The sequence below is a fragment of the Commensalibacter melissae genome, assembly GCF_003691365.1.
Lineage (GTDB): Bacteria > Pseudomonadota > Alphaproteobacteria > Acetobacterales > Acetobacteraceae > Commensalibacter > Commensalibacter melissae.
Genome location: NZ_CP033087.1, coordinates 505824 through 530410, shown reverse-complemented (window position 1 = coordinate 530410; position 24587 = coordinate 505824). Strand labels below are relative to the sequence as shown.

The following is a 24587-nucleotide window of genomic DNA, read 5'->3' as shown; positions in this document are numbered from 1 at the left end:
CCATACAACCTTGTTCTTTAGCCCTTTAGTTAATTATTTCCCCCCTCGAGAGGAATTTGCCTGCTACTCCTGTAAAAATACAAATAAGTGACAAACAAAAAGGAATAAAACGATGTCCCAACGAAAACAACGTAAAGGACAAAGCTCCTGGTAACGCAACCGCCCCTACTCCTTTGACGCCCCAGTCAATCTGGCTTATTTTTCTTCCAAAAGAATCATAAACTGCTGATATTCCCGTATTTGCTACACGTACAACTGGAATTCCTTCCTCCACGGCACGCAATCTCGCCGCAGCAAGATGTTGCCTAGGACCGGCAGAATTTCCATACCATGCATCATTTGTTAAATTCAATATCCATTTTGGTCTATTTTTATAATCAAGAATCTGTCCCGAAAAAATAACTTCATAACATATTAATGGCGCAAAAGAACTTACTCTTGATAAATTCAATGTGACATTTCCCTCACCTGGTGTTAAAACCTGTCCAGGTACAACATGAAATGGAATATACCAAGGTTGGGATTCACCAAAAGGTACTAATTTCACTTTATTATATACATGATCAATTGCTCCATCCGGTTGTCTTAAAACTACCAAACTATTGTAAAGAACATTTGGTTCTTGGTGGGTGATGGCTCCTATAATACCGAAAGAGGCATCTGGATTATTTTGCATCATAACTTTTCTGGCTGCGTCATCATATTGAATACCTCCCGGAAAAGAACTTTCAGGCCAGGCATAAATGATAGGTCTTTCAAACTGCCCCAATTCTTGACGCAAGGTTACCGCCTGAATAACCGCATCCGAAGTAAGTTGCATGTATTTCTGGAAAATTCGGCGAGGATCTGTATTCGCTATTTTGTCATCTTCAGCTATATTTCCCTGAATTAAGGCAACAATGGGTGTATTATTATCTGTAATAGGCGGTTTTTCTGCCAAACGGTAAAAACCAAACAAAGCCAAACCACAAATAGTTCCAGCGATAATCACCCATCCTTTTTTTCCATATAATGGAAGCAAGACGAGAATAACCGTTATCAATGTCAATCCATCCACCCCAATAAGGGAAACGGTCTGGATAAAAATATCCCCTATCCTGCCAGGGATCTCCCAGGTACTGGCCAAAGGATTCCATGGAAAACCTGTCAAAACAGGATTCCACCAATTAGGCGGCAACATCACCGCTCTGGACATATCACAAACGGACCATAAACCAGCGAAAACAAAAATTTTCAATTTTTTTGAAGGCTTTATCCAATAATAGAAAAGCGTAGGCAAACCGGTCCATAATGCAAGTAATATCGCACATAATGGAGATACAATTGGAACAAGCCACCAAAAGTCCTGTGCCCGTATCAGTATAGCATTTACAAGCCACGATAATCCGATTGTATGCAAACCAAAACCAAACCAGTAACCCTTCATCAGGGCACATTTCCAATTTTTGGAACGATCAATTGAATGCAGAAGTAACGGAAATGAAAAAAATAAAATAAATATAAAATAGGTGGGTGGAAAAGCCAAGGCAGATATTCCTCCCAAACCTGTGAGATACAATGCTCCTTGCCATCCTTTTAAGTCATGCCATTTATCCAAATGAAAATCCATTTTCTTAATATATGAAATAACTTTATAAAATAGTTTATAAATTTTCAAACTTCATGAATAATTCAAAATTCCAATGCGTCTCTCAAACGACGTTCATAATGACGATAGTATTTATCTGCAATGAGTTCAGTTTTAAGAATTATTGCAACATCCGTGGTATTAAATTGCTGATCGATAACAGCACCATCCCCAACATATCCTCCCAGTCTTAAATAACCCTTAATTAAAGGAGGAAGTTCCAATCGGCAACGAAAATGATCCAAATGGTGCGGATCGACACGCAACATTTCCACACGACGCTCTGGCAAAGCCTTGACTAACAAAGCTGGGGGTGCCAATTGAGTTTGATAAAGAAAGGTTAAGATTTCAGCATATTGATCGGGGTCTGTTCCCGGGAAACTGGCACAACCAAATAAGATATCTATTCGATAATAAAAAATATAGGCAGCAATTCCCTCCCACAATAACTGCATTGCGGATCGATTACGATATTGCGGATGGACACAAGAGCGACCAACCTCCAAAAGATTGCCAGGATATTCCTGTAATACGGAAAGATCATATTCTGCACGACTGTAAAAACCACCCGCCTTGTCGGCATTTTCCTTTCGAATTAATCGATAGGTTCCCACGACCCGCTCATGATCAGATATTTTATTATAGTCAATTACCAGTAAATAATCTGAAAATTCATCATATTCATCAAAATCTCTTTTAAGATTACGAATATTCTCGTTAGGAATTGCTCCCATCTCTTCATAAAACACTCGATAACGTAAAGCTTGGGCTGCATCCTTTTCCGATTCTGTCTCGGCCAACCTGACTCCTAGGCTACCTGAACGTAATTCAACAAATTTATCTCTTCTCAATTCTAAAGTTGATAAAGAACCGCTTCTCTTTTCCCTATGCATATTTTCTTTCTATATAAATCATAAACCAAAATAATTTATATATATATATCTTGTAAAAATTACGAATCTTGTTCTGTCTTAATACGGCGCCCAAACAGTTCCAACCGATGCTGAACCAGTTCGAACCCTAATTTTTTCGCCATGATCTCGATCATCTTGATATGCTCAGGATCTTCAAATTCAATCACTTTCCCAGTATCAACATCGATTAAATGATAATGCGTTCCCTGTTCAGTCACTTCATAACGGGCACGTCCCCCACCAAAATCATGTTTTTCCAGAATACCCTTTTCTTCCAACAAACGAACAGTACGATAGACCGTGGCTACAGAGATATTATTATCCAATTTTGAGGCCCGTCGATATAACTCTTCAACATCGGGATGATCATGGGCATGCGAAAGAACATGGGCAATAACACGTCGCTGCCCGGTCATTTTCAGACCTTTCTTAATACATAACCGTTCTATATGAGATAAATTATTCATTTTTTCACGTGTCATACAATTCATTCAATTATTACAAAGAAGCCTATATGCGCCCTAACTGGAATACGGACAATTGCCAAGTCAATTTTCAACAAAAATTATAACTTCAAAAGATAGCTTTCTTCAAACTATTTATAACTTAATTCAAATCATTAAAAAAGATATATTTCTCTATTTACCAAGAGTCGTTCTAGGACAAAGACTTCAGCATAAGATAAGCATTCTTATTTTTACCATAATAATCAACCCTTTTTGTTTGAACTTCAAAATTATAATTACAATAAAGCTGATATGCCTTTTTATTATCTTCAGCAACTTCTAAAAAAACTGATTTGATGTTTTCCATTTTCATTTTTTTTATAAATTGCTCAAGAATGGCCTTGCCTATCCCTCTTCCCTGAAAGGAAGGGGAAACAGCAAAAGTAACTATTTCCGCTTCATCAATAATTTTGGAGTAAAATAGAAAACCCAGCATTACATTTTCTTTATCCATATAGACACATGCAGAATGTGTAGGTAAAGCCATCAGTGTTTTGAAATCTTCAGGTTTCCAATATTCATGTTCTGGAAAAGCGGATTGATGTAATAATGCCAATGGATATTCTAAACCATTTTCCTCTGTAATAAATTGTATCGGCATCACTTCATTCTCTCGGCATTTTTATTTTGGTGCTTTTCGCAGTCCACCAGCAGGTAAACTCGCTTTGGGAGGATCTATATATAAAGGATAGAGTTTATTCGTAACTTTATCACCCTGATCATAATGATCCGCAATCTTGGCCATCATAACGGCATCCGCCTCATTTATAGAGGATTTGCGCCAATTGACTTTTGTTGGAATAAGAGGTTCTATAATTGGAAACGCTTCACCTGACAAAATAACTTCTTCTTCCGGCCATGGTATATCAACAAAATCGAAAGCTTTTACTTCAGATTTTTGATTGGTTTCAATAAATACCCTATTTCTTCGGGCCAGGGTCATATGCCAAACTAATTTACCAGAATAGTCTTTTTCGATATATGGAAAAATTGCCTCACCACGGCGTAAAGGGACAACCGGACAATGTAACCCTGTTTGCAATCCCAATGAGAATGCAATGGAAGCCCTCAATCCCGTAAAAGATCCAGGTCCAATAATAATAGAAATAAGATCAATCTTATTAGCGACTAAATAACCGTTCCGTACAAATTCATTGAAATAGATTGGAAATCGTTCTGGGGCACCTCGTTCAAAGGATTTTTTTTCACATTCCAACCTATATATTTGATCCTTAACAACAACAGAAATAAAATTAGGTGCCTGCTCAGATGCAGAGGCACCATTAATGACTAAAATTGTTTTATCGTTTTTCATAGATTTACAACATTAAGCAGGCTTCCTCAAACGCAAGCCTTTCATTTCGTTCCCCAATATTTTCTTTATTCCCGTATCCCAAACATATCAAAAAATTGGAATGCCAACCCTGTTCTTCAAAAAACAGTCGATCCACCATTGTATTGTCAAAACCAGATAAGGGAGCAACATCAAGCCCCAATGAGCGAGCTGCAACAATCATATATCCTCCCTGCAAAGTAGAATTGCGCAAAGCCGTCTCTTCAGCAAATGTCATGTCTCCCGCATACCATGATCTCAATTCAACCGCTGGATATAAAATCGGTAATTTTTCATAAAATATTGGATCATATGCTACAATAACAATAACAGGAGCGGATAGTGCCAGATCAATATTCCCGTCTGTAAGGGCGGGTCTCAATTTTTCCTTACTTACTGGATGACTAAGAAAAGTAAACCGAGCCGGCTGGCAATTTGCAGAAGTTGGACCCATTTTTACCAAATCATAAAGCTGATACAAGACGGAAGATTCCACATCCCTATTTAACCAAGACCTGGGAGTCCGTGCCAAATTAAAAAGACGATCCAGACATTCCATAGGCAAGGAAGATTTTTCATCCATTTCTTTTTCCAATTCATTCATCCGAATTGATTCGAGACTTAGATCTCTTTAATATTTTCTTTAGCAAATAAAATTAAATTCTTACTTGCTCTACAGTAATAACCTCAGAAAGATGTCGCTGCAGAATCACTTCCACCCCATGTTTCAAAGTAATTGCTGAAGAGGGACATCCCTGACAGGATCCCTGCATTCTTAAATAAACACATCCATCCTTATAACCGTAAAATATGATATCGCCACCATCTTTGGCTACAGAGGGACGAATTTCCGTATCTAATATCCATTTTATTTGCTCAACAACCGCTTGATCCTCAGGTGCAACTTCCATCTCGATCACATTGACTTTTGAAGTTTTATCGAGAAGGGGTCTTTTCATCAAGAGAAAATCCATAATGATAGCACTTAACGCTGATTTCAGCCCATACCAGGAAACTTTCTCGTCTTTGGTTATAACAATAAAATTGTGACCAAAAAAAACACGTTTCACTCCCTCAACATCAAACAGGCTCAATGCGAGTGGCGACTTATTTGCAGCCGCTTTATTCGTAAAATCAATTGTCTGGTTCGAATCAAGGATCGGTTTACCCAAAATGAATTTCAATGCATGATTGTTTGGTGTTTCTTCCGTATGAATAAGCATTCCCAGTTCCTTAATCCCTCCACCTTAAATAAACAGATTTTACCCAAATAAAAACCTATCAAGAAATATGTCTTTTAAATGGATTTATCAAAATAGACAAATAAATAAACGATTTTTAAAAATATCGAAAACTATCCTCTTCACGAAAAAGCATATTATTATTAATTACTTAGTATTTCAATATATCCTATTTCAAGATTTAGGTTTTTGTCTGTAATTTAATCAGCCATAAATCAGCAATTTCTTTTATAACTCCCTGTGCTTGGATAGATTTTAGATTTTGAATTGATTGATTTTTCTGGTTAACTTGTAGTTGTGCCATAGCATAATGAAGCAACGCCTCATTAGAATCTTTCAACGTTTTTTTCAGTGCTTCCTTCATCAATAGTAGACCTGACTGACCTTTACCGTCCATAACCTGATCATATCCAAGCATCAACATATCATCACCATTTGGTGCCTTTTCGAAAGCTTCCAATTTTGCAGGCAACGCTGATTTATTCTCGTCAATTTTATCCCGAATAAATTTCCTAAGTCTCATAACACGTGTAGAGTTATGATCCGTACCCAATACTCCCTTGTCATAACCAGCCGCAAGGATTTTCAATGCGAAATGCGGCATATTGGCTTGCATTGCCACTTCCGCCATTTCCATATATTCTTCACTGGTCCTCATTAAATTCATATTAAAACGCAAATTGAGTATTTCAAGTTTGACAGAGGGTGATAAATCACGACTGGATGATAGTGCCGCCATAATATGTCCCCAATATTCGGCTTTGGGATAATGCATAGCCAATTGCGTGTAACTATGTCGCAAACCATCCTGATCTCCAAGTTTTTCTTGGCAATTAGCCATAATTTGCCACTGGGATTCAGCTGGTACCTGACCATTTTTTATTTCTTCATCTATTTGTTTTTGCTGAGCTGTCATTGCTTCCTTATAGTTATTGTTAAGAAAATATGACTGGATCAACAATGTTTTCATGTGTGTATTGTTACCACCAACCAAAAAATACTGTTTAATATATTCTATTGCCTTCACATATTGTCGAGCTCGATAGGCAAGGCTGGCCTGTGCCATTCTTATTTGAATTTTTTCAGATGCAGACGTACGTGTGGAATTAATCAATTCATCATATCCGGTAAAGGCTGCATCAAGATTATTCTGCTTGATTGCCAAAGCAATCCGCAAATGTTCAATAATATTTTTTTCATAAGCGGAAGGATTTGGAATTGTCTGAACTTCCTTAAACGCCGCATTGGCCTGGGCAATCTTTCCCTGTTTCATAAGATGTTCTATATTTTTTAAAGGAGCAGCCATTTTTTGGCTTACCACTTCTTTGGATTCAATAGAAACTGAATATAAACCTCCAGCAGTTCCCAATAAAGCCACCATCCATAAATTTCGCAATAAAGAAACAGGTTTCATAGTTTAATATCCCGATCTATCCTCATTCATTACTGTTGATTGGCAATTGTTATCTTTTTTATTCCTAACCGTTGGGCATCTGCCAAAACAATGGCAACATTTTTATAATTGGCCAATCGATTGGGCTTTACGATAACAACTGGCTGGTCAGAGTTAGCAGCTATTTCACGAAAACGATCAAGTAACGCATCCTCATTGGATATAGCAGTATCATCAATCGACAAACTATTATCAAAATCAATACCGATTGTCACCGTTTTTGGAAGTTCTGTTTCATTTACTGGAACTGCTCTTCCCAAGGCCAATTGTACGGATTGCGTCTGTAGGGGAATAGTTATGATCAACATTACCAATAAAACCAGCATTACATCAATCAAGGGAGTCGTGTTAATATTTACCATTACCTCTTCTTCCTTTTCACCTTGCTGAATCATGATTCTGCGAGCATGTCCAGAACGTAATGAACGCATTATACTATATCCTTTTCAATCATATAATCTGGCTTAACCCTATACCGTATTACTATTTCCTAATGGGTTTCGTAATAAAATCAACCCGACTGATCCCGGCTTGCTGACAATCCTGGATAACCTGACCAACTTTCTCAAATTTTGCCTGTATGTCTCCCCAAACTTGAATTTGGGGCTGAGGATGTAAAGATGCTACCGAAGCCAATTTTGCCTTTAATGCATTATCGTCAGGTAATAGCTGTTCATTCCAAAATATTTGACCATCCGCCTTAATGACAAGGGCTATATTTCCTACCTTGGTTTGAGTTAAATGACTATTACGTTCTGGTATATCAACCTTTACAGCGTGTGTCGCAACAGGAATAGTGATTAAAAAGATAATCAGTAGTACAAGCATGATGTCAACCAAGGGGGTTGTATTGATTTCGGATACCACCTCATCATTATCCCCTTCCGCGCTGATAAAATCCCCCACACCACGATTACCATTCAAATTAAAGCTCATGTGCCTTTCTTTCCTTACTCAGAGATCACTTTTTTATTATTCAGGTTTCCCCCAAGTAAGACTGTTTGAACATCTGCAGCAAAATTGCGAGTTTGATCCATAATCACTTTATTGCGACGAACCAGGAAATTATATCCCAGAACAGCTGGAACAGCCGTAGCCAAACCAATTGCTGTCATAATTAAAGCCTCGCCTACAGGACCGGCAACTTTATCCAAGGTAGCCTGTCCAGCGATACTAATGGCGGTCAAGGCATGATGAATACCCCAGACTGTTCCGAACAATCCTACAAAAGGGGCAGTGGATCCAACCGTTCCCAAAAAAGCCAGACCGCCTTGCAATTGTCCCTGTATCGTGTCAAGCGCTCTATGTAAGGCCATGGACACCCAGCTGTATAAATCAATCGTTTCCTGCAAGGAGCCTTCATAATGCATCAGTGCATCAATACCATTTTCAGAAATATATCGATAGGAAGAGTTACTACCTAAACTCTCCGTACCCTTTTTTAAAGTGTTTTGTTGCCAGAACTGTTTTTCACGCACTTCTTTTCCAGCACGCGTTACACGATTTTGGACAACAATTTTTGCAACGATTACATACCAACTCCCTACTGACATTATTGCCAACACAAGCAATGTTATCCTTGAAACAATATCACCCGCTTTCCACAAAGCTTTTAAACCATATGGATTTTCTGATGATTGAGGAACAGCTTCCGGTTTTATTGGGTTGTCTATGGTCGAAGAAACGACTGGATTTACGTTGCTACCCGCTGAATTTTGCATTGGTTGAGAAGCGGAGTTATCATGTGCAGTTGATGTTGGTATATTTTGCTGAGGCTGCTGTGCAAAACCATTGTTTATACCTGACAGGCAAAGCATTCCAGAAAATGCGGCAATCACAGTGAATTTAAAACGAATCAATCGAAATAAACTTTTATTTTTATCCATATTTAACACATTCCTTCGTTAATTTTACTGGGCAGTAATTTCTTTAAACAACCTCAGACAACATAAACATATTCATTGTTATTTATTTTTATATTGATATGAATAACCATCAACTTATAATTGATTCTAGGTTCATTTCAAACCTATATACCATATCTGTTATCGAATTGGTGACGCTCTGGGATTGATTTTTGATAACCCGATAACGTAACGATCATGTTCCTTAAATATATTTTTACAAATATTTAAAGCATCAACTAAACCATCCCTAAAATTTTTGTCATAAAAATTCATATCATGAAAGCACAGATTATCAATGTTGGTCTGCCCAATATATTGTTTGGTAAATTTATTCATATTTTTCGACATTAACGTAACTAAATTTAAAGAAATTTTAACTTTATTTGCATTTAAGATGACTAATTGACATATCCAATCCAAAATAAATGAACCATTTATCCAGCACCTAATTTAAAACTGATTGTAAGACGATGATTTTTCTCTTTTACTGGCATACCGTTGCGTGTGGCTGGACGATAACGGGCAGAAGCCACATAGCGTAGAGCCTCTTCTTTAAACGAGTTTCCTCCTTTGGCTTCAATTACATTACAATTATTGGTATGGCCATCCGCTTCAATATCACAGGATAGTATAACCCGACCTTCCTTACCCGCTGCTTCCATATCAGGAGGATAATTCATTTTAACACCATTAAGTGCACGGCTGCCAGCACTTCTGTCAGGAGGACCATCATTTGGAGTATTCGACATCCCCTCACCAGATGTACCATTCATATTCCCTTGATTTTGACTATCGGATGCCGAGCTTTTTGCAGGTTGGGCAGCCGGTTCCCTTTTTTTGACTTGTTTTTTTACAATTTTAGGCGGTTTAGGTTGTACAGGGGCTTCTGTATTAATTGGGGGGGGCTCAATCTCTGGTGGAGGTGGAACAATCATTTCCGGTGCAGGTGGTTGTGAAACCTGTGCGGAAGCTGAGGATGCGGCGGAAGATACATCTACAACCCTTATTTCTAATGGAGCAGGCATATCTTCTTTTTTATTGGAATGCATCAGAAACAATAATCCAAGAATTCCAAAAATATGAAACAAAATAACAAGAATTAAAATACCAATAGATTCAATAGGATGACGTTGATTAAGATTAACCATGAATCATTTTCCATTTCCTGTGAAATTACTCATCTTCAATACTTATCCACTGATAAATCATTATTAGTCAAAGTTTTTAACAAAGCCTTTTTATCATGTTGCTTTCGCACTTGCTTCTGAACGTGTTGCCCCCACCCTTAAAGCCAGTGCAGCTGCCATGAAATCATCCAGATCACCGTCCAGAACAGCATCTGGATTGGTTTTTTCCACATCCGTTCGCAAATCTTTCACCAATTGATAGGGTGCCAAAACATAAGAACGGATTTGATGACCCCAACCTATATCAGTTTTATTGGCTTCTGTCTGTGCCGCCTCTTCCTCGCGTTTTTTTAATTCCAATTCATATAGACGGGCCTTCAACATTTCCATTGCTGTTGCCCGATTACGATGTTGTGATCGATCCGTTTGACAAGCGACAATAATTCCTGTTGGAACATGGGTAATTCTTATGGCTGATTCCGTTTTATTGATATGCTGTCCGCCAGCACCCGATGCACGATACGTATCGATTTTCAAATCTGATTCATTTACTTCAATATCAATTGAATCATCTATAACTGGATAAACCCAAACAGAAGCAAAAGATGTATGACGCCTTTTAGCGGAATCAAAAGGCGAAATACGAACCAAGCGATGAACTCCCGCTTCAGTTTTCAGCCACCCATAGGCATTTATCCCGCTTATTTGCAATGTTGCCGATTTTATACCCGCCTGTTCCCCTTCAGTACTTTCCAACATGGTTACCTTATAACCATGTTGTTCAGCCCAACGTGTATACATTCTTAACATCATCTCAGCCCAATCCTGCGCTTCCGTGCCTCCTGCCCCGGAATTCACTTCCAGATAACAGTCATTCCGATCGGCTTCACCAGAAAGTAAACTTTCCAATTCAAGACGTTTAACTTCTTTTTCCATTGATTGCAATTGTTGCAAGGCATCCTGAAAAATTTCCATGTCATTGTCCTGTTCAGCCAACGCAATTAGGTCAAGATTTTCCTTGCAATCCTGCTCCAACCGTTCAACCCGCTCAATTTGATTGGCAAGCCCTGTTCTTTCCTGCATAATCTTTTGCGCATTTTCCGCATCATCCCATAGATTGGGATCTTCAATGCGGTTATTTAACTCGGCTAGACGATCTTTAGCTGTATCCCAGTCAAAGATGCCTCCTCAGCAGTTCTAAAGACTGCTCTATTGTTTGTTGGAGTGTATCACTCTCCGCAGACATACTCGTTTCCTTTATTTACCTAAATGCAATTAATTATTAATCCAATTAACAAGATTTTAATAAAAATACAAGGTCAACCTTAATATAATCCACCCATACCTATATCTTCCCCTTCACCTGAAGATGAAGATTGACCTGTTTTTTCACCAATCTTTTTTTCACTTCCTTCATTAGATGGAGATACAATCCCCTCATTACTATCCATGGACTCTTCAGAATCAGGTATATTTTCAGCTCCTGTATCCTGGGCTGTCAACTCACCCGTTGCTGCCCCCTTATTCAAATTGATGCTAATTCCCGGGGTTTGTCCTTCCTTGAAAGCATCAGTTACACTTCCTTTACTCGTATCATAACTTGCTAGAAAAACACCTTCTGGTTTTGCAAAATCAAGTTTGGGACGATTAGCCAGAATGTTTTTCATGAATTCATTCCAAACTGGCGCGGCAACAACAGCGCCAGACATACCTTTTCCCAATGTTTTTGGCTGATCAAACCCAAACCATACTACTGTCACGACATCCGGTGAAAATCCTGCAAACCACGCATCATTAAAATCCTGACTGGTTCCTGTCTTGCCGGCAAGTGGACGATCTATGCCACGCGCTGCCGACATACCGGTTCCACGTTTCATCACGTCTTCCATCATGGTTATAATTTGATAGGAACTTTGAGCTGATGCAACACGTTTACGATGATCAATAATAAGGGGAAGCCTATCTGGATCTTCCGAATGTTCCAACTGCAAGACATCTGAATGCCAGATTACCTTTCCATTCCGATCCTGAATATAGTCAATTAAGGTTGGTTTTGTTAACAACCCCTCTGCCGCAATACTTGCATAGGCACCAGCATGACGGAAAACCGTTGTCTCCACAGCACCCAAAACGGCAGGTAAAACCTTAGGCATTGAATCTACTTCACCTAATGCAATTGCCAAATTTGAAATAGCATTCATCCCGACCTGAGCGGCCAAACGAATGGTGACCAAATTCCTTGAATAACGTAAGCCATTATGTAACGCTGTTGGTCCCCAGAATGTTTTTTCATAGTTGTTTGGATGCCAACTACCTGCTGAAAAAGGGGAATCCATAAAAATCTGAGATGGCGGAATATTTTGTTCCATCCCCGCCAGATAAGCTATGGGTTTGAAAGAAGAGCCTGGTTGTCGTTGAGCTTGTGTTGCTCGATTAAACTGTGACTCAGCAAATGACCATCCACCAAACATGGATAAAACGCGGCCTGTCTGAACATCAACAGAAATTAACGCACCTTCTATCAGAGGAACCTGACGCAAGGCGACTTTACCATTATCAGCCAAAGGCTCAATTAAAACAACATCGCCCATTTTTAATGGATGAGAAGAACGCTTTGTCCAACTTACATCCTTATTTTCCAATAAAGCCAATTTCTCATTCTTATTCTCCAACCATCCAACTTTTCCCGTACTACTATTCAAAACAATGGCAACACGCCATGCATCCAATATCCCGGCAGGATTTTTTTGTCTGGCTAGCAAATCACTCCATTCTTTTCCATCCTCGATATTTAAATGATTTATTGCACCTCGCCAACCATGTTGCCGATCATATTTCATTAATGCCTGCTGCATTAACCTTGTTGCTAGATTTTGATTTTTCAGATCCAAACTCGTATGAACTTCCAAACCACCCTGCATTGTTTTATCCATTCCATAGCGATCTATCAGATCACGCCTTACAGCCTCGGAAAACCATTGTGTTCCTGCCAAAGGTCCACGTCTTATAACAGATTGTGTCACTTGCAGGGGCTCATCCATTGCCTGTTTCAAGACTTCTTTGCTGATTGCACCAGTTTCTAGCATACGGCTCAAAACGAAATTACGACGTTCCAGCCCTGCTTTTGGATGATGATAAAGATCATAATTATAAGGAGATTTCGGCAATCCACCGAGATAGGCCGCTTCTGCCACGGTCAGCTGATCAAGATTTTTATGAAAATAAGTTTGTGCGGCCGCAGCAACCCCGTAGGCACCATCACCAAGATAAATTTCATTTAAATAAATTTCCAGAATTTGATCTTTGGTCAGGGATTGTTCAATTCGAATTGCCAAGATAGCTTCCTTAATCTTGCGATTCAAATTCCGCTTATTGTTAAGCAACATATTACGCGCAACCTGTTGCGTAATCGTTGAGGCCCCCACCAGACGCTTACCTGACGTTTTACGGAACATATCTTGTACAACCGCACGTACAATTGCCAAGGGGTCTATCCCGCCATGAGAATAGAAATTCTTGTCCTCTGTCGAGATAAAAGCATTCTTGACCCGATCCGGAATAAGGGTAATAGGAACAAATAATCTCCGCTCTGATGCCAATTCTGCCATGACACGATCATTATTGGCATATATCCGGCTCATAACAGGCGGGGCATAATTTTTCAACCCCTCAACAGTAGGCAAATCCTGTACGGCTCCCTCATATTTTATCCAGGCAAATAATCCGCCTCCCGCAAGAATAAAAAGGAACAAGCCTGCAAGTATTCCAACCAACATCCGCCATATACGGTATCTGGGGCGTTTTATAATTGAATTACTATATTTATTACCAGCATTAGACGGATCAGAATTTTTCGAAGACATAAAAAAACTCTACATCAATTGTGAAAACTCGATTATTAGGAGTTATTCTTATATAACATTTTTAATATGAGTAAAAAACAACTATGTTGTTATTCCAAGAATATGTCGATCTTTTATTCAGTTTACAAATATAATTTTGCAGATTTTTTTTGTTTATCCCAAATCTTTTTTCCCTCCAAATCAAGTTTTGTCCATTCATCATCCGTCAAATTAACATTCACCGCTGCTGTATTTTCCTCTAAATGTTGAACGGAACCCGTTCCGGGAATGGGAACAATGATTTTTGAACGTTTTAATAGCCAGGCCAACGCTATCTGACGGGCTGAGGCGTGTTTTTTGTTCATAATTTCTTCAAGAACAGGACCAGTGAATTTCACCCCCTGTTCCAAAGGTGCATAAGGTATGAAAGCGATATTATTTTTATCACAAAAATCAACAACGGCTTCTGATTCCCGATTAACCAGATTATATTTGTTCTGAACGGAAGCAACCTTGAAAAATTTTGACGCACGTTTAATCATCCCTACAGATACGGCAGATAACCCAATATGACCGATTAATCCCTCCTGCTGCATTTTGGCGATAGCTTCAAACTGTAATTCCGGAAAAGTATCTTCCCCCACACGATGCAATTGCCATAAACGGATTTGATCCAGTTTTAGACGACGCATACTCATTAAAACACATTGACGTAAATAATCTGGACTGCCAATGGGTCGCCAAATATCCGGCCCATGCCGAGTGTGCCCCCCTTTTGTGCCAATCAATAAATTTTTCGGATAAGGATAAAGTGCTTCGCAAATTAATTCTTCGCTGATAAAAGGACCATAGCTATCTGCCGTATCGATAAAATTAATCCCCAATTCTAACGTACGATATAAAGTTGCAATAACTTCCTTACGATTTTCAGGTTCCCCCCATACACCTTTACCAACAATACGCATCGCACCAAATCCCATTCGATTGATCTTGATTTGGTGATCAAATTGAAAATTACCCGCTAAAGCCGCATCAATTGACTGCATTCTTTTTTCCTATCATAGATCATTCATTAATTATTAAAAATAAATGATTTATAAAATAAATACCACTTTAGAAAAATAAATTATCTATCAGAATGATATAAAGTAATATTTTTAATAATGAATTTTATCTATTCAGTATGAAATTTTATTAGATCATATTAAAAATAATTGTCGCAATAAATCTTGAGATATTATTTTATTGTACATTAAATCATAACCTTATATTTATTCTAATTTTAAACAAATTATTATGACATTATAATTTAATCAGAGATAATTCTCATTTAAACATATTTAATTTTTGAATGATGAAAGAATTTAAATGTTTTCGCTTCCACCTAAAATTATTCCTGATACAAAACTTGTTCTCGCCACCCATAATCCAGGCAAGGTAAAGGAAATTCATCAATTACTTTCCAATTTTTCATTAAGAATTCATTCGGCAGGTGAACTTAATCTGACAGAACCTGAAGAAACAGGGACAACCTTTCATGAAAATGCCCGTTTAAAAGCTTTACAAGCCAGTTATGCCTCAAACATGATTGCATTGGCAGATGATTCCGGTTTTTGCCTTAATGGATTGAATGGGGATCCTGGTTTATATTCTGCTCGTTGGGCGGGACCTCATAAGAATTATTCTATGGCCATGCAAAAAATGCATGATAAATTACAGTCCATTCCTGATAAATCGGCTTATTTTATCTGTGTGCTATCCCTTGCATATCCAAACGGTAAAACATATGAATTTGAAGGAAAAGTTGACGGTAATTTTATTTGGCCTCCCCGTGGACAATACGGTCATGGATATGATCCCGTTTTTCAACCATTAAATAACCCGTTAACTTTTGCAGAAATGACTGATTCGAAAAAAAATTCAATTAGTCACCGTGCTCTAGCTTTTCAAAAATTCATTCAGGCCTGTTTCTAACCCTTACCTCTATATAATCTATTGGAATGAAACATCCAATAGATTTATTCCCTATCGATATCCCGTTTGGGTAATAACGCAGGAACAAATATTAATGTCGCCACCAATGTACATCCTAGGGATATCAATAGTAATAACCCCATACTCGCTGTTCCAGGATGGGCTGAAGCTGCCAAAGATCCAAAAGCCGTTCCAGTTGTTAAAGCTGAAAATAGAACCGCTCTAGCAGTTGGCGATGATAAGGGATTCGATAGTCCTTCACGCCAATTCATTACAAAATAGATATTAAAGGATACACCAACTCCAAGTAAAAGCGGTAATGTAATGATATTGGCAAAATTCAAAGGCTGATCGATTAAGACAATCACAATAATTGTCATAAGTCCTGACAATATCAAAGGCATTAATACAAGACACATATCCAATATTCGACGTAATGCGATAAATATAATGATGGCCAAAGTTATTATCGCCATAACCGCCGCGATAATAAAAGCATGAACCACTGTATTTGCACTTTCTATGATATCAACGGAAGTTCCGGCCGCTTCAGGAGCAACGGAACGAATTTGTTTAACAAACGTTGCAATTTGTTCATTATCAAGATTTGTGCCTTTTGGATAAATCTCTATCCTGTATAATCCATCTTTTGTTCGATATTCATTTGCCAACTCTTTGGGAACATCAGTTAGAGAAACGGCTGATGGCGTTAACATAATTTCCAGATGGTGCAATTGAAAACCAAGAAAACGAACCAGATCATCATTGATTTTCATGAGGTCATTATCAGACATACTGACAATTTTTTGCAATGCAAGACGTATTCTTTCCAATGGACTATCAGACGTCAGTATATTTTGCACCGAATTGAGTTTATCCAACATTTTCTGCATAGACTGACGTAATTCCGATGCTGATGGTCTGGATTTGATTGATGTGTTTGACAAAGTGTTCAACAAGACCGACGCTGCATCCCTGATCATTGGAATTTTAATTTTTTGATCCTCCGGAACAAAAGATCCAAGCCAAATAACATTTTGCACTGAAGAAAGCTGACCAATCTGATCTACGAGTTTTTTTGCCTCTTCAGGAGATTTAGCCATTACATCTGCTGTATAAGGATTAGTATTCGGATCATTCATCAATAGCTGTAAAGCCTTCATCCCTTCAGAATGGGTATCCTTGGTATGAAATGGGTCTGCATCAAAGCTGACCTTTTGATCAACCAGAAAGAAAATGCCGATAACAGCAATCATTGCATAAACAGCAAGGATATACCAACGATAATGTCGAAATTTATTATCCAAACTTTTCAATCTGGGAAAACCAGCCATAGCTTGAACTATTTTTGGCTGTAAAATTGTTAACATGGCTGGCAAAAGTGTTAACGTGCAGATCAAGGCAATAATCATACCCGTGCCAGCAATTAAGCCAAGCTGCTTAACCCCAACAAAATTTGTCGGAGTAAACGCCAAAAAACCTGCTGCTGCCGCAACAGAAGCTGTAAATATCTGATGACCTGTATCATATCCTGTTTTAGACAATGCCAATAAAGTTGATTGCCTTTTATTGGTATTGTCATCCGCTTGAATATCTTGCCCCCTGAAACGAACAGAAAACTGGATTGCGAAATCAACAGCAATACTGACAAACAAAATTGCGAAAGAAACGGATATAAGGTTTAACGTGCCCACCGCAATTGAAGCAAAACCTGTTGTAAGAATCAAACCGATCAATAACACATATAGTATGGGTAAAATAATACGCCAGGTTTTTACTGCAAGGAATAACCAGCCCGCAACCAATACAAAAGAGGCAAAAAGACCGAGAACCATGCCATCCATGACCGTGGAAAATTCCTCATCATTGATTTTTGCATCTCCTGTAATATGAATCTTCACATCTCCTCTTTGAACATATGATATGGAAGAAATTGCTTTTTTTAATGACGCAACAGCCTCCCCTGAAGGTTGCAAGGAGGTTAAATCCATTTTTGGTTTTGCCACTACGATTTGATATCGACCAGCCAAACTTGAAAGTTCTCCAGAAAGACTTTTCTCCCATGAAAAAGGTTCAAAATCTCTTTGTGATGCTTTCTCTAATGTTTTAGCAAATCCATTTAATTCATTTTTATACTGTTCCAGATCAACCTGATTTTCCTTAATACCTTCTACAACCATACCCAACGTATCAAATAATCCTCGTGCAGAAGTATCCGCGGCAAGACTACTCAAAAAAGGTTGTGCACGAATTATTGTATTCAATGTTTGATCCAACACTGGAGGATCAAGGAACATCAATCCGTTTTTAACAAGAAAAGGATTATTTTCTGGTGAACTAGCAAAATAAAAATGTTTTTTATCCTGATTTAACTGATTAACAAGAATTTCTGCACTTAATTCCCTTTCTTCCGGAATTTTGGCCTCAATAATCGCAACTAAAATTCCCTCTCGATTTGGGAAATTCTTTCCCATCCAGTCCGATCGCTGCTTCCAAGGCATTTTCGTGGAAAACATCTTGGTAGTATCAGTAGTTATATCCAGTTTCTTACTTGTTACAAAAATAGATACAATTGCCAGCAACAGATAAACTATAAAAACAAGCCATGCATGACGTGAGCAAAATTCAACAATCCGTCTAATCAATGCAGAAACCATTCCGGCAACACATCCTTTTCGTACAATACAGAAGAATTCAAAACTCTATAGATTTATAAATATGTTATATCTTTTAATTGATACAATAGAAGAAAATAGCTTTCATCTAAAAGCATTCAACATCCATTATATAAATCAATTTTGTAACAACTTATAAAAAAGGAATAACAATTCAGAAATTTTCATTATGATTTGATTTCAATATTCTGAATTTTAAATTATTAACTCTTCCATATGACGAATTCTTCTGGCAGTTTATTTTTTTTAAAACTGAAAAACATAACTACTCCTTTTTTTTATATATTTAAATCCCAAAAATAATAAAAATTCATTCAAAATATAATCAATGTTATGCAATTAATAATTATTCTTAATTGATATATAAAAAGTGCAGCTTTTTTCTTTCTCGATAATTGTATCAAGCCAATTACCGAGAAAAAATTAAATGATTGAAAAAATTAAATTTTTTGTAATAAAGCCAAACTTTCAATACAGGCTGCTACAGCCTCGCGACCCTTATTCTCCTTATTTTCTTCAGAACGGATTTGTGCCTGTTCCGAAGTATAAGTGGTTAAAACACCAAAACTGATAGGAACTTCTGTATGCAAACTGGCCTGCATCAATCCGATAGTTGCACCCAGACTGATAAATTCAAAATGCGCTGTATCTCCCTTAATGACACATCCCAAACATACAACACCATCATATTTACCTGACTTGGCCAGTTTTTGTGCGATTAAAGGCAATTCAAAAGCTCCAGGTACATAAAATAAATCTTCTTGATAAAAAAGAATTTGATGTTCAGACAACCATTCCTGTGCCCCTTGACACAATCCATTCGTTACTATTTGATTAAACCGACTAACCACTATTGCAATCCGTGGCGGTTTGGAAAATGAAAATTTCTGTATTGATTGAGGAGCTTGTTTTATCATGTAAAAACCTTTATTCACTAGTTATAAACTCTAACTGAAATTTATATTTCAGATAAATGGGTTAAAAGATGCCCCATACGATCTCGTTTTGTTTTTAAATACTGACTGTTAAAAGGATTAGCATCAATTTCCAATGAAACACGATGACGAATTTCAAAACCCTGTTTTTTTATCATTTCAACCTTGCTCTTGTTATTCGTCATTAAATTTAAAGATTTGATACCAAGTTTTCTTAAGATGGCACCAGCAACTTTCCAGTCACGCATATCAGTCAAAAAACCCAATTGATGATTCGCTTCGACCGTATCAAACCCTTTTTCCTGTAATGCGTAAGCCTCAATCTTATTAAAAAGCCCTATTCCACGGCCTTCATGACCGCATAAATATAACAGAACACCACATTCGGATTCACCAATCATTTTCAAGGCCTGATGTAATTGGGGACCGCAATCACATCGCAAAGAACCAAACACATCCCCTGTCAAACATTCTGAATGCAGACGAACCAAGGGAATTTGTTCATTGGTTTGATAAAATGGAAAGTCTCCTTTCATAACGGCCAGATGTTCGTTACCCTTCAAGTCTATGAATGCCTGAACCTTAAAATCCTCTCCACCATAACAATTGGGTAAATGGGCTCTTGTTCCCGCTTTCACCAATGAAGATACGGAATCCAATTTTTTCGCGTCATACAGTTCACGCCAACGTATAATTTCAGCAATTGTAACGATTGGAATACCATATTTTTCAGCAAACTGACGAAGCTCCGGCATTCTTGCCATTGATCCATCATCTTTTACAATCTCACAAATTGCGGCAATAGGCTTCAATCCAGCGATTTTTAATAGATCAATTGAGCCTTCCGTATGTCCATTTCTGGATAAAACACCATTAGGATCGGCAATTAAGGGGAAAACATGACCGGGACAAATAATATCCTGCGCAGTGACGTCATCCCTTGCAACCACTTCAAAGGTTTTTGCACGATCCGAAGCAGAAATACCTGTTGTAATGCCCTCTTTTGCTTCTATAGAGACTGTAAAAGCTGTCTCATGTGGTGAGGTATTATGTTGAACCATTAACGGTAAACGAAGTTTCTGCGCCAGCTCACGTTGTAAAGGCATACAAAGTAAACCTTTGGCATTCGTAATCATAAAATTAACGATCTCAGGCGTAACAAATTGCCCGGCAGCAACTAGGTCACCTTCGTTTTCACGTCCCTCATCATCAACCAACAAAATCATCTGCCCATTTTGCAAGGCAGAAACAGCACGTTTCAATTCCGCACTTAAAGTTTGATTCACTTTTGAACTTGACATAGATTTTCCACGTATTTTGAAATGATATCAACCTCAATATTGACAATGTCATCAACCTTTAACAAACCGAGCCGTGTATGGTTCCAAGTATGCGGAATAATCATCAAATCAATCAGGAACTCATTTATTCCGTGATTTTCTTCGGCTATTTCTTTTATCCCGTTAATAGTTAAACTGACACCATCTATGGCTATTGAACCTTTTTCCACAACATACTTACGTAATGAAGAAGGTAAAGCGACAAATAATTGATGTGCCTCACCTTTCTGTTCAATTTTGAAAATACGGCCAGTTGCATCTACATGCCCCTGAACAATGTGACCAGAAAGCCGGGTGGAAGGTGTTACGGCCCGTTCCAGATTTACTTTCATATTTTCAATTAAAACATATAGATTCGTACGATCTAAAGTTTCTGAACTGATAAAAAAGGAAGCTTCATCATTCGTACCTAGTTTTGTCACCGTCAAACATACACCATTTACGGCAACACTTTCACCAAGAATCAAATCTGGTATACCAGTTTTAATCTTAATTTCCATAGCTTGAATTTTTAAATCCTGCTTTTCATATTTAACAGCTGAAACAACACCAAGAAACTCTATGATACCAGAGAACATAATGTGCCCTCCTTTCTTTTCGAAAAGTCAACAAAATTGAAGTGGGATAAAAGTAATCGCGTAGGTGAAGCAAGGTGGTTAGAAATTAACTTTAACTGATCATCCCCTTTATTTTGTTTTCGAAATATAAGCCATTCATCCCAAAGTTTCTTTTGACGAATGACTTGCAATAACTGTGGCCCTCCTTCAACCATTCCCCACAATATATTATGATTATGTAATAAATATGGTAGATCATCAATTTTTGAACATGTAACAAGAGAAAAATTATTTTTTTCAGCATTTTTGATATAATTTACGGGGACAATTTCCTCTAGAGGCTTTTGCTGTTTAGTGCAAATAATCAACAAACGTTTTCGATCCGGGTGATCAGGGACATAGCGCACGGTGAAAGAGGGATTATCCTCTTTAATTGTATTCACACCTGTTATAATCGCCTCAGTTCCACGCCGCAATTGATGAGCCTGACATAGGGATGTAAAAGAGGTGAATGTCTTTTTCCCTATTGGTGGGATCATGGAGCCTGCAACATCAAGAGCTTGTTTAACCGTTATCCAGGCTTTCCCTCTTGTCACAGATTGAATAAACGGAGCAATAAGATCCTCACATTTTTTTTGCCAGTAAAGAGATTTTTTACCGCAAAGATCTCTTAACAAAAAAACTTCTTTGCCGCCTTGTCTTAACCGTTCATTACCAGCACCACAAACATTAGGATTGGGATCAGCAACTCCCACCCATATACGACGAGCCGGAGTTCGCAATAATGATTCAGAACAAGGTGGCGTACGCCCTATATGATTGCAGGGTTCTAACGTTACTATAACATCATGAATTTTATTCCAAACACCTGCAACACGACATTGCCGCAATGCCAACGCCTCGGCATGTAGCTTACCTGCCTCATGATGGGCTGCAGTAGCAAGAATTTTACCCTGTTGATCTAAAATTACACATCCAACAGGAGGATTAGGCGCTGTCTGCCCAACATAAAGTAAAGCTTCGCGTATAGCATATGAAAAAGCATTAGAGATTGCTTCGGGTAAATCAATTCCCTCATTCATTTTTAATTGTTCAGCCTGTGAAACCGAACCTAAGCGTGCTTGCATTTCTAGTTCCTATCTCTAGACGCACGCGGGCACTCCATAACATACCTTCTTCACGTTATTAACGAAACGTAAAAGGTAAATTATATCGTTCTTTCTCATCCGGACTGTAACCGTCGGCTTTGGAATCGCACCAAAATCTGCTTGACCCTGCATTATTACAATACAGGCGCTCACGGGCTTAAGAACAAGATATTCTCTTACCGTCGGTGAGGAATTACACCTCGCCCCAAGAACGTCGTTATTTAATTATCATCCATTTACTGGACATCATTAAGATAAGCATTTTCATTCATGTAATCAAGTTTTTTAAGGATAAACACCCATTTCCTCAATGATAAATATTTTTTGATACTTAATTTTAAACATATTGTCTTTCCGAAACCCTAGCCCATTGTTGATACTGACCGTATATCCGTTCGTATTGTTCAGATAAATGCAAATCAGGTTTATAGATCTTAGATATAGGACTGGACATATGGTGCTGAGCTTCCAAAACTGAAGAATACACCTTTGCAGCTACGGCCCCTAAAATGGCGCCCCCCAAAGCGCAACACTGTTCAGAGTCTGACACTTTTATTTCACGTTTCATAATATCGGCACATGTCTGCATTATGATTGATGATTTTTTAGCAATTCCGCCAATTGCAATAATTGTGTTAATAGGTATACCCTGTTCTACAAAACATTCCATAATAGCCCTTGCACCACAAGCAGTAGAAACTATCAAGCTTCCAAAAACCGCAACTGCATCAGTGGCCAATGTTAATCCTGTAATTGTTCCTTTTAAACGCTGATTGGCATAAGGTGTTCGACGCCCATTAAGCCAGTCAACTGCAATCGGTAAATATTCTAGATTCTTATTTTTATACCATTCTTCAGCTAGATTATTTAGCAAATCATGCTCAATTTCATAAAATTCTTGCAAATGTGTAAAATTATTACGTGCATAGAATTGCAAGGGCCAGCCTAAAAAACGTTGAAACCACGCAAAAATATCACCAAAAGCGGATTGTCCCGCCTCGAAACCGATATATCCCGGAACAATACTACCATTAACCTGTCCGCATATCCCCTTGATAAACCTACCTTTTACTTGCTCATTTTCAGCCGTTAACATATCACAAGTTGAAGTTCCTATGACCTTTACCAGATTATAGGGTTTAACACCCGCACCTATTGCACCGACATGGGAATCAATTGCCCCGCCTGAAACCGTCACATTTTCGTTTAAACCAAGTTTTTCCGCCCACTCCTTTGTTAACTTGCCAACAGCCATATCAGCAGTATAAGTCTCTTTAAATAACGGATAGGGTAATTCTTCAACCAGTACAGGATCTAGGTCTTTAAAAAACTCATAGGAAGGTAAACCGCCCCATTGTTCATTCCAAAGGCATTTATGACCAGCCGCACATCTGTTTCTTTTAATTATATGGGGTAAGGTTGTGCCTGTCAGCAACGCGGGAATCCAATCTGAACATTCAACCCAAGATACTGCGGCTTTTTTAACAGCCTCGTCATTTCTGAAACTGTGCAAAATTTTTGACCAAAACCATTCTGATGAATAAACCCCTCCACATCCTTTTAAAAAAACAGAATATGCTGGTTTTTGACATAATCGATTAATTTCTTCCGCCTCTTCAATAGCGGTATGATCTTTCCATAAAATAAACATTGCATTTGGATTTTCTGAAAAATCAGGCCGTAACGCAAGAATTTGACCATGCCTATCCAATGGTGCAGGACTGGATCCTGTCGCATCAACTCCAATAGCAACAATATTTTTAGCGACACCACCCAATTGTTTTACGACTGAGCAAACAACCTCTGTTAATGATTCCATAAAATCCAGAGGATGTTGCCGAAATCGATTTAAAATAGGATTACAGAACAACCCCTTTTTCCAGCGTGGATAATATGTGATACTTGCTGCAAGCTCTTCACCATTTTGACAATCTACAGCCAGAGCGCGAACGGAATCGCTACCAAAATCAAGACCTATTGCAATTTTATGAGACATATATTGTATATC

At 38.1% G+C, this 24587-nt stretch carries 22 protein-coding genes and 1 riboswitch; of the genes, 1 reads left to right on the top strand and 21 read right to left on the bottom strand.

The genetic code is table 11. The annotated features are described in order from the left end of the window. Window positions 1-25 precede the first annotated feature (25 nt). The 15 genes from lnt to D9V35_RS02445 all read right to left on the bottom strand — a co-directional run bounded on the left by lnt (window position 26) and on the right by D9V35_RS02445 (window position 14996). Window positions 26-1597, bottom strand: a complete 1572-nt coding sequence (lnt, locus tag D9V35_RS02520; protein ID WP_205910319.1) for an apolipoprotein N-acyltransferase — start codon at window positions 1595-1597, stop codon at window positions 26-28. Window positions 1598-1671: 74 nt separating this feature from the next. Continuing rightward, complete coding sequence (locus D9V35_RS02515; RefSeq protein WP_122123232.1) at window positions 1672-2520, bottom strand: GNAT family N-acetyltransferase; 849 nt, start codon at window positions 2518-2520, stop codon at window positions 1672-1674. Window positions 2521-2579: 59 nt separating this feature from the next. Next, on the bottom strand, window positions 2580-3023 hold the full coding sequence (locus tag D9V35_RS02510) for a Fur family transcriptional regulator (RefSeq protein WP_110438649.1): 444 nt from the start codon (window positions 3021-3023) through the stop codon (window positions 2580-2582). Window positions 3024-3198: 175 nt separating this feature from the next. Next, a complete protein-coding gene (rimI, locus tag D9V35_RS02505) occupies window positions 3199-3648 on the bottom strand; it encodes a ribosomal protein S18-alanine N-acetyltransferase (protein WP_122123230.1) in 450 nt (149 codons plus the stop codon). Window positions 3649-3669: 21 nt separating this feature from the next. Next, a complete protein-coding gene (locus D9V35_RS02500; protein ID WP_122123228.1) occupies window positions 3670-4362 on the bottom strand; it encodes a tRNA threonylcarbamoyladenosine biosynthesis protein TsaB in 693 nt (230 codons plus the stop codon). Window positions 4363-4366: 4 nt separating this feature from the next. Continuing rightward, window positions 4367-4984 (bottom strand): malonic semialdehyde reductase, encoded by a 618-nt coding sequence (locus D9V35_RS02495; RefSeq protein ID WP_240993393.1) that lies wholly within the window; start codon window positions 4982-4984, stop codon window positions 4367-4369. Between the two features lie 52 nt (window positions 4985-5036). Then, a complete protein-coding gene (locus D9V35_RS02490; protein ID WP_122123226.1) occupies window positions 5037-5603 on the bottom strand; it encodes a NifU family protein in 567 nt (188 codons plus the stop codon). A gap of 199 nt (window positions 5604-5802) precedes the next feature. Further along, window positions 5803-7035: a tetratricopeptide repeat protein gene (locus D9V35_RS02485; RefSeq protein WP_122123224.1), complete on the bottom strand. Its 1233-nt coding sequence runs from the start codon at window positions 7033-7035 to the stop codon at window positions 5803-5805. Window positions 7036-7064: 29 nt separating this feature from the next. Beyond that, complete coding sequence (locus D9V35_RS02480) at window positions 7065-7505, bottom strand: ExbD/TolR family protein (RefSeq protein WP_240993392.1); 441 nt, start codon at window positions 7503-7505, stop codon at window positions 7065-7067. Window positions 7506-7557: 52 nt separating this feature from the next. Beyond that, window positions 7558-7980: an ExbD/TolR family protein gene (locus tag D9V35_RS02475; protein WP_370552732.1), complete on the bottom strand. Its 423-nt coding sequence runs from the start codon at window positions 7978-7980 to the stop codon at window positions 7558-7560. Window positions 7981-8024: 44 nt separating this feature from the next. Then, window positions 8025-8960, bottom strand: coding sequence for a MotA/TolQ/ExbB proton channel family protein (locus D9V35_RS02470; protein WP_240993391.1), 936 nt, complete (start codon window positions 8958-8960; stop codon window positions 8025-8027). A gap of 455 nt (window positions 8961-9415) precedes the next feature. Next, window positions 9416-10129 (bottom strand): energy transducer TonB, encoded by a 714-nt coding sequence (locus D9V35_RS02460; protein ID WP_122123220.1) that lies wholly within the window; start codon window positions 10127-10129, stop codon window positions 9416-9418. A 93-nt stretch (window positions 10130-10222) separates the two neighbouring features. Further along, window positions 10223-11354, bottom strand: a protein-coding gene (prfB, locus tag D9V35_RS02455; RefSeq protein WP_122123218.1) for a peptide chain release factor 2 whose coding sequence is annotated in 2 segments (ribosomal slippage) — window positions 10223-11284 and window positions 11286-11354 — 1131 coding nt in all. Because the reading frame shifts where the segments join, the coding sequence is not laid out codon by codon here. Window positions 11355-11433: 79 nt separating this feature from the next. Further along, window positions 11434-13971, bottom strand: a complete 2538-nt coding sequence (locus D9V35_RS02450) for a penicillin-binding protein 1A (RefSeq protein ID WP_205910318.1) — start codon at window positions 13969-13971, stop codon at window positions 11434-11436. Between the two features lie 122 nt (window positions 13972-14093). After that, window positions 14094-14996, bottom strand: coding sequence for an aldo/keto reductase (locus tag D9V35_RS02445; RefSeq protein WP_122123216.1), 903 nt, complete (start codon window positions 14994-14996; stop codon window positions 14094-14096). Between the two features lie 322 nt (window positions 14997-15318). On the opposite strand from D9V35_RS02445, the gene rdgB reads away from it, so the two are divergent. Continuing rightward, window positions 15319-15924, top strand: a complete 606-nt coding sequence (rdgB, locus tag D9V35_RS02440) for an RdgB/HAM1 family non-canonical purine NTP pyrophosphatase (RefSeq protein WP_122123214.1) — start codon at window positions 15319-15321, stop codon at window positions 15922-15924. A 44-nt stretch (window positions 15925-15968) separates the two neighbouring features. Here the strand turns inward: rdgB and D9V35_RS02435 are convergent, their stop codons facing one another. From D9V35_RS02435 to D9V35_RS02410, 6 genes are all read right to left on the bottom strand, one after another. Then, window positions 15969-18581: an MMPL family transporter gene (locus tag D9V35_RS02435; RefSeq protein WP_122123212.1), complete on the bottom strand. Its 2613-nt coding sequence runs from the start codon at window positions 18579-18581 to the stop codon at window positions 15969-15971. Between the two features lie 458 nt (window positions 18582-19039). Continuing rightward, on the bottom strand, window positions 19040-19516 hold the full coding sequence (gene ribH, locus D9V35_RS02430; protein ID WP_122123210.1) for a 6,7-dimethyl-8-ribityllumazine synthase: 477 nt from the start codon (window positions 19514-19516) through the stop codon (window positions 19040-19042). A gap of 41 nt (window positions 19517-19557) precedes the next feature. Further along, window positions 19558-20835, bottom strand: a complete 1278-nt coding sequence (gene ribB / locus D9V35_RS02425; protein ID WP_122123208.1) for a 3,4-dihydroxy-2-butanone-4-phosphate synthase — start codon at window positions 20833-20835, stop codon at window positions 19558-19560. Further along, on the bottom strand, window positions 20817-21452 hold the full coding sequence (locus D9V35_RS02420; RefSeq protein WP_122123206.1) for a riboflavin synthase: 636 nt from the start codon (window positions 21450-21452) through the stop codon (window positions 20817-20819). Before D9V35_RS02420 ends, ribB begins: the two co-directional genes overlap by 19 nt. Then, entirely contained in the window at window positions 21434-22558 is a 1125-nt protein-coding gene (gene ribD, locus D9V35_RS02415; protein ID WP_230882825.1) for a bifunctional diaminohydroxyphosphoribosylaminopyrimidine deaminase/5-amino-6-(5-phosphoribosylamino)uracil reductase RibD, read from the bottom strand. The genes D9V35_RS02420 and ribD overlap by 19 nt, the downstream gene beginning before the upstream one ends. Window positions 22559-22641: 83 nt before the next feature. Beyond that, window positions 22642-22796: riboswitch (FMN riboswitch) on the bottom strand. A gap of 120 nt (window positions 22797-22916) precedes the next feature. After that, window positions 22917-24575 carry a ribulokinase gene (locus tag D9V35_RS02410; RefSeq protein WP_122123204.1) on the bottom strand — a complete coding sequence of 553 codons (1659 nt, stop codon included), beginning with the start codon at window positions 24573-24575 and terminating at the stop codon, window positions 22917-22919. Window positions 24576-24587: the final 12 nt, after the last annotated feature.

What these genes read in the sequence shown, in the direction of transcription:
- rdgB (WP_122123214.1), top strand. Translation starts at nt 15,319, where the DNA reads ATGTTTTCGCTTCCACCTAAAATTATTCCTGATACAAAACTTGTTCTC.
- D9V35_RS02450 (WP_205910318.1), bottom strand. Translation starts at nt 13,971, where the DNA reads ATGTCTTCGAAAAATTCTGATCCGTCTAATGCTGGTAATAAATATAGT.
- D9V35_RS02420 (WP_122123206.1), bottom strand. Translation starts at nt 21,452, where the DNA reads ATGTTCTCTGGTATCATAGAGTTTCTTGGTGTTGTTTCAGCTGTTAAA.
- D9V35_RS02480 (WP_240993392.1), bottom strand. Translation starts at nt 7,505, where the DNA reads ATGCGTTCATTACGTTCTGGACATGCTCGCAGAATCATGATTCAGCAA.
- D9V35_RS02460 (WP_122123220.1), bottom strand. Translation starts at nt 10,129, where the DNA reads ATGGTTAATCTTAATCAACGTCATCCTATTGAATCTATTGGTATTTTA.
- rimI (WP_122123230.1), bottom strand. Translation starts at nt 3,648, where the DNA reads ATGCCGATACAATTTATTACAGAGGAAAATGGTTTAGAATATCCATTG.
- D9V35_RS02490 (WP_122123226.1), bottom strand. Translation starts at nt 5,603, where the DNA reads ATGCTTATTCATACGGAAGAAACACCAAACAATCATGCATTGAAATTC.
- D9V35_RS02435 (WP_122123212.1), bottom strand. Translation starts at nt 18,581, where the DNA reads ATGGTTTCTGCATTGATTAGACGGATTGTTGAATTTTGCTCACGTCAT.
- D9V35_RS02470 (WP_240993391.1), bottom strand. Translation starts at nt 8,960, where the DNA reads ATGGATAAAAATAAAAGTTTATTTCGATTGATTCGTTTTAAATTCACT.
- D9V35_RS02510 (WP_110438649.1), bottom strand. Translation starts at nt 3,023, where the DNA reads ATGACACGTGAAAAAATGAATAATTTATCTCATATAGAACGGTTATGT.
- ribB (WP_122123208.1), bottom strand. Translation starts at nt 20,835, where the DNA reads ATGTCAAGTTCAAAAGTGAATCAAACTTTAAGTGCGGAATTGAAACGT.
- D9V35_RS02500 (WP_122123228.1), bottom strand. Translation starts at nt 4,362, where the DNA reads ATGAAAAACGATAAAACAATTTTAGTCATTAATGGTGCCTCTGCATCT.
- D9V35_RS02495 (WP_240993393.1), bottom strand. Translation starts at nt 4,984, where the DNA reads ATGAATGAATTGGAAAAAGAAATGGATGAAAAATCTTCCTTGCCTATG.
- D9V35_RS02445 (WP_122123216.1), bottom strand. Translation starts at nt 14,996, where the DNA reads ATGCAGTCAATTGATGCGGCTTTAGCGGGTAATTTTCAATTTGATCAC.
- ribH (WP_122123210.1), bottom strand. Translation starts at nt 19,516, where the DNA reads ATGATAAAACAAGCTCCTCAATCAATACAGAAATTTTCATTTTCCAAA.
- D9V35_RS02515 (WP_122123232.1), bottom strand. Translation starts at nt 2,520, where the DNA reads ATGCATAGGGAAAAGAGAAGCGGTTCTTTATCAACTTTAGAATTGAGA.
- D9V35_RS02410 (WP_122123204.1), bottom strand. Translation starts at nt 24,575, where the DNA reads ATGTCTCATAAAATTGCAATAGGTCTTGATTTTGGTAGCGATTCCGTT.
- ribD (WP_230882825.1), bottom strand. Translation starts at nt 22,558, where the DNA reads ATGCAAGCACGCTTAGGTTCGGTTTCACAGGCTGAACAATTAAAAATG.
- D9V35_RS02485 (WP_122123224.1), bottom strand. Translation starts at nt 7,035, where the DNA reads ATGAAACCTGTTTCTTTATTGCGAAATTTATGGATGGTGGCTTTATTG.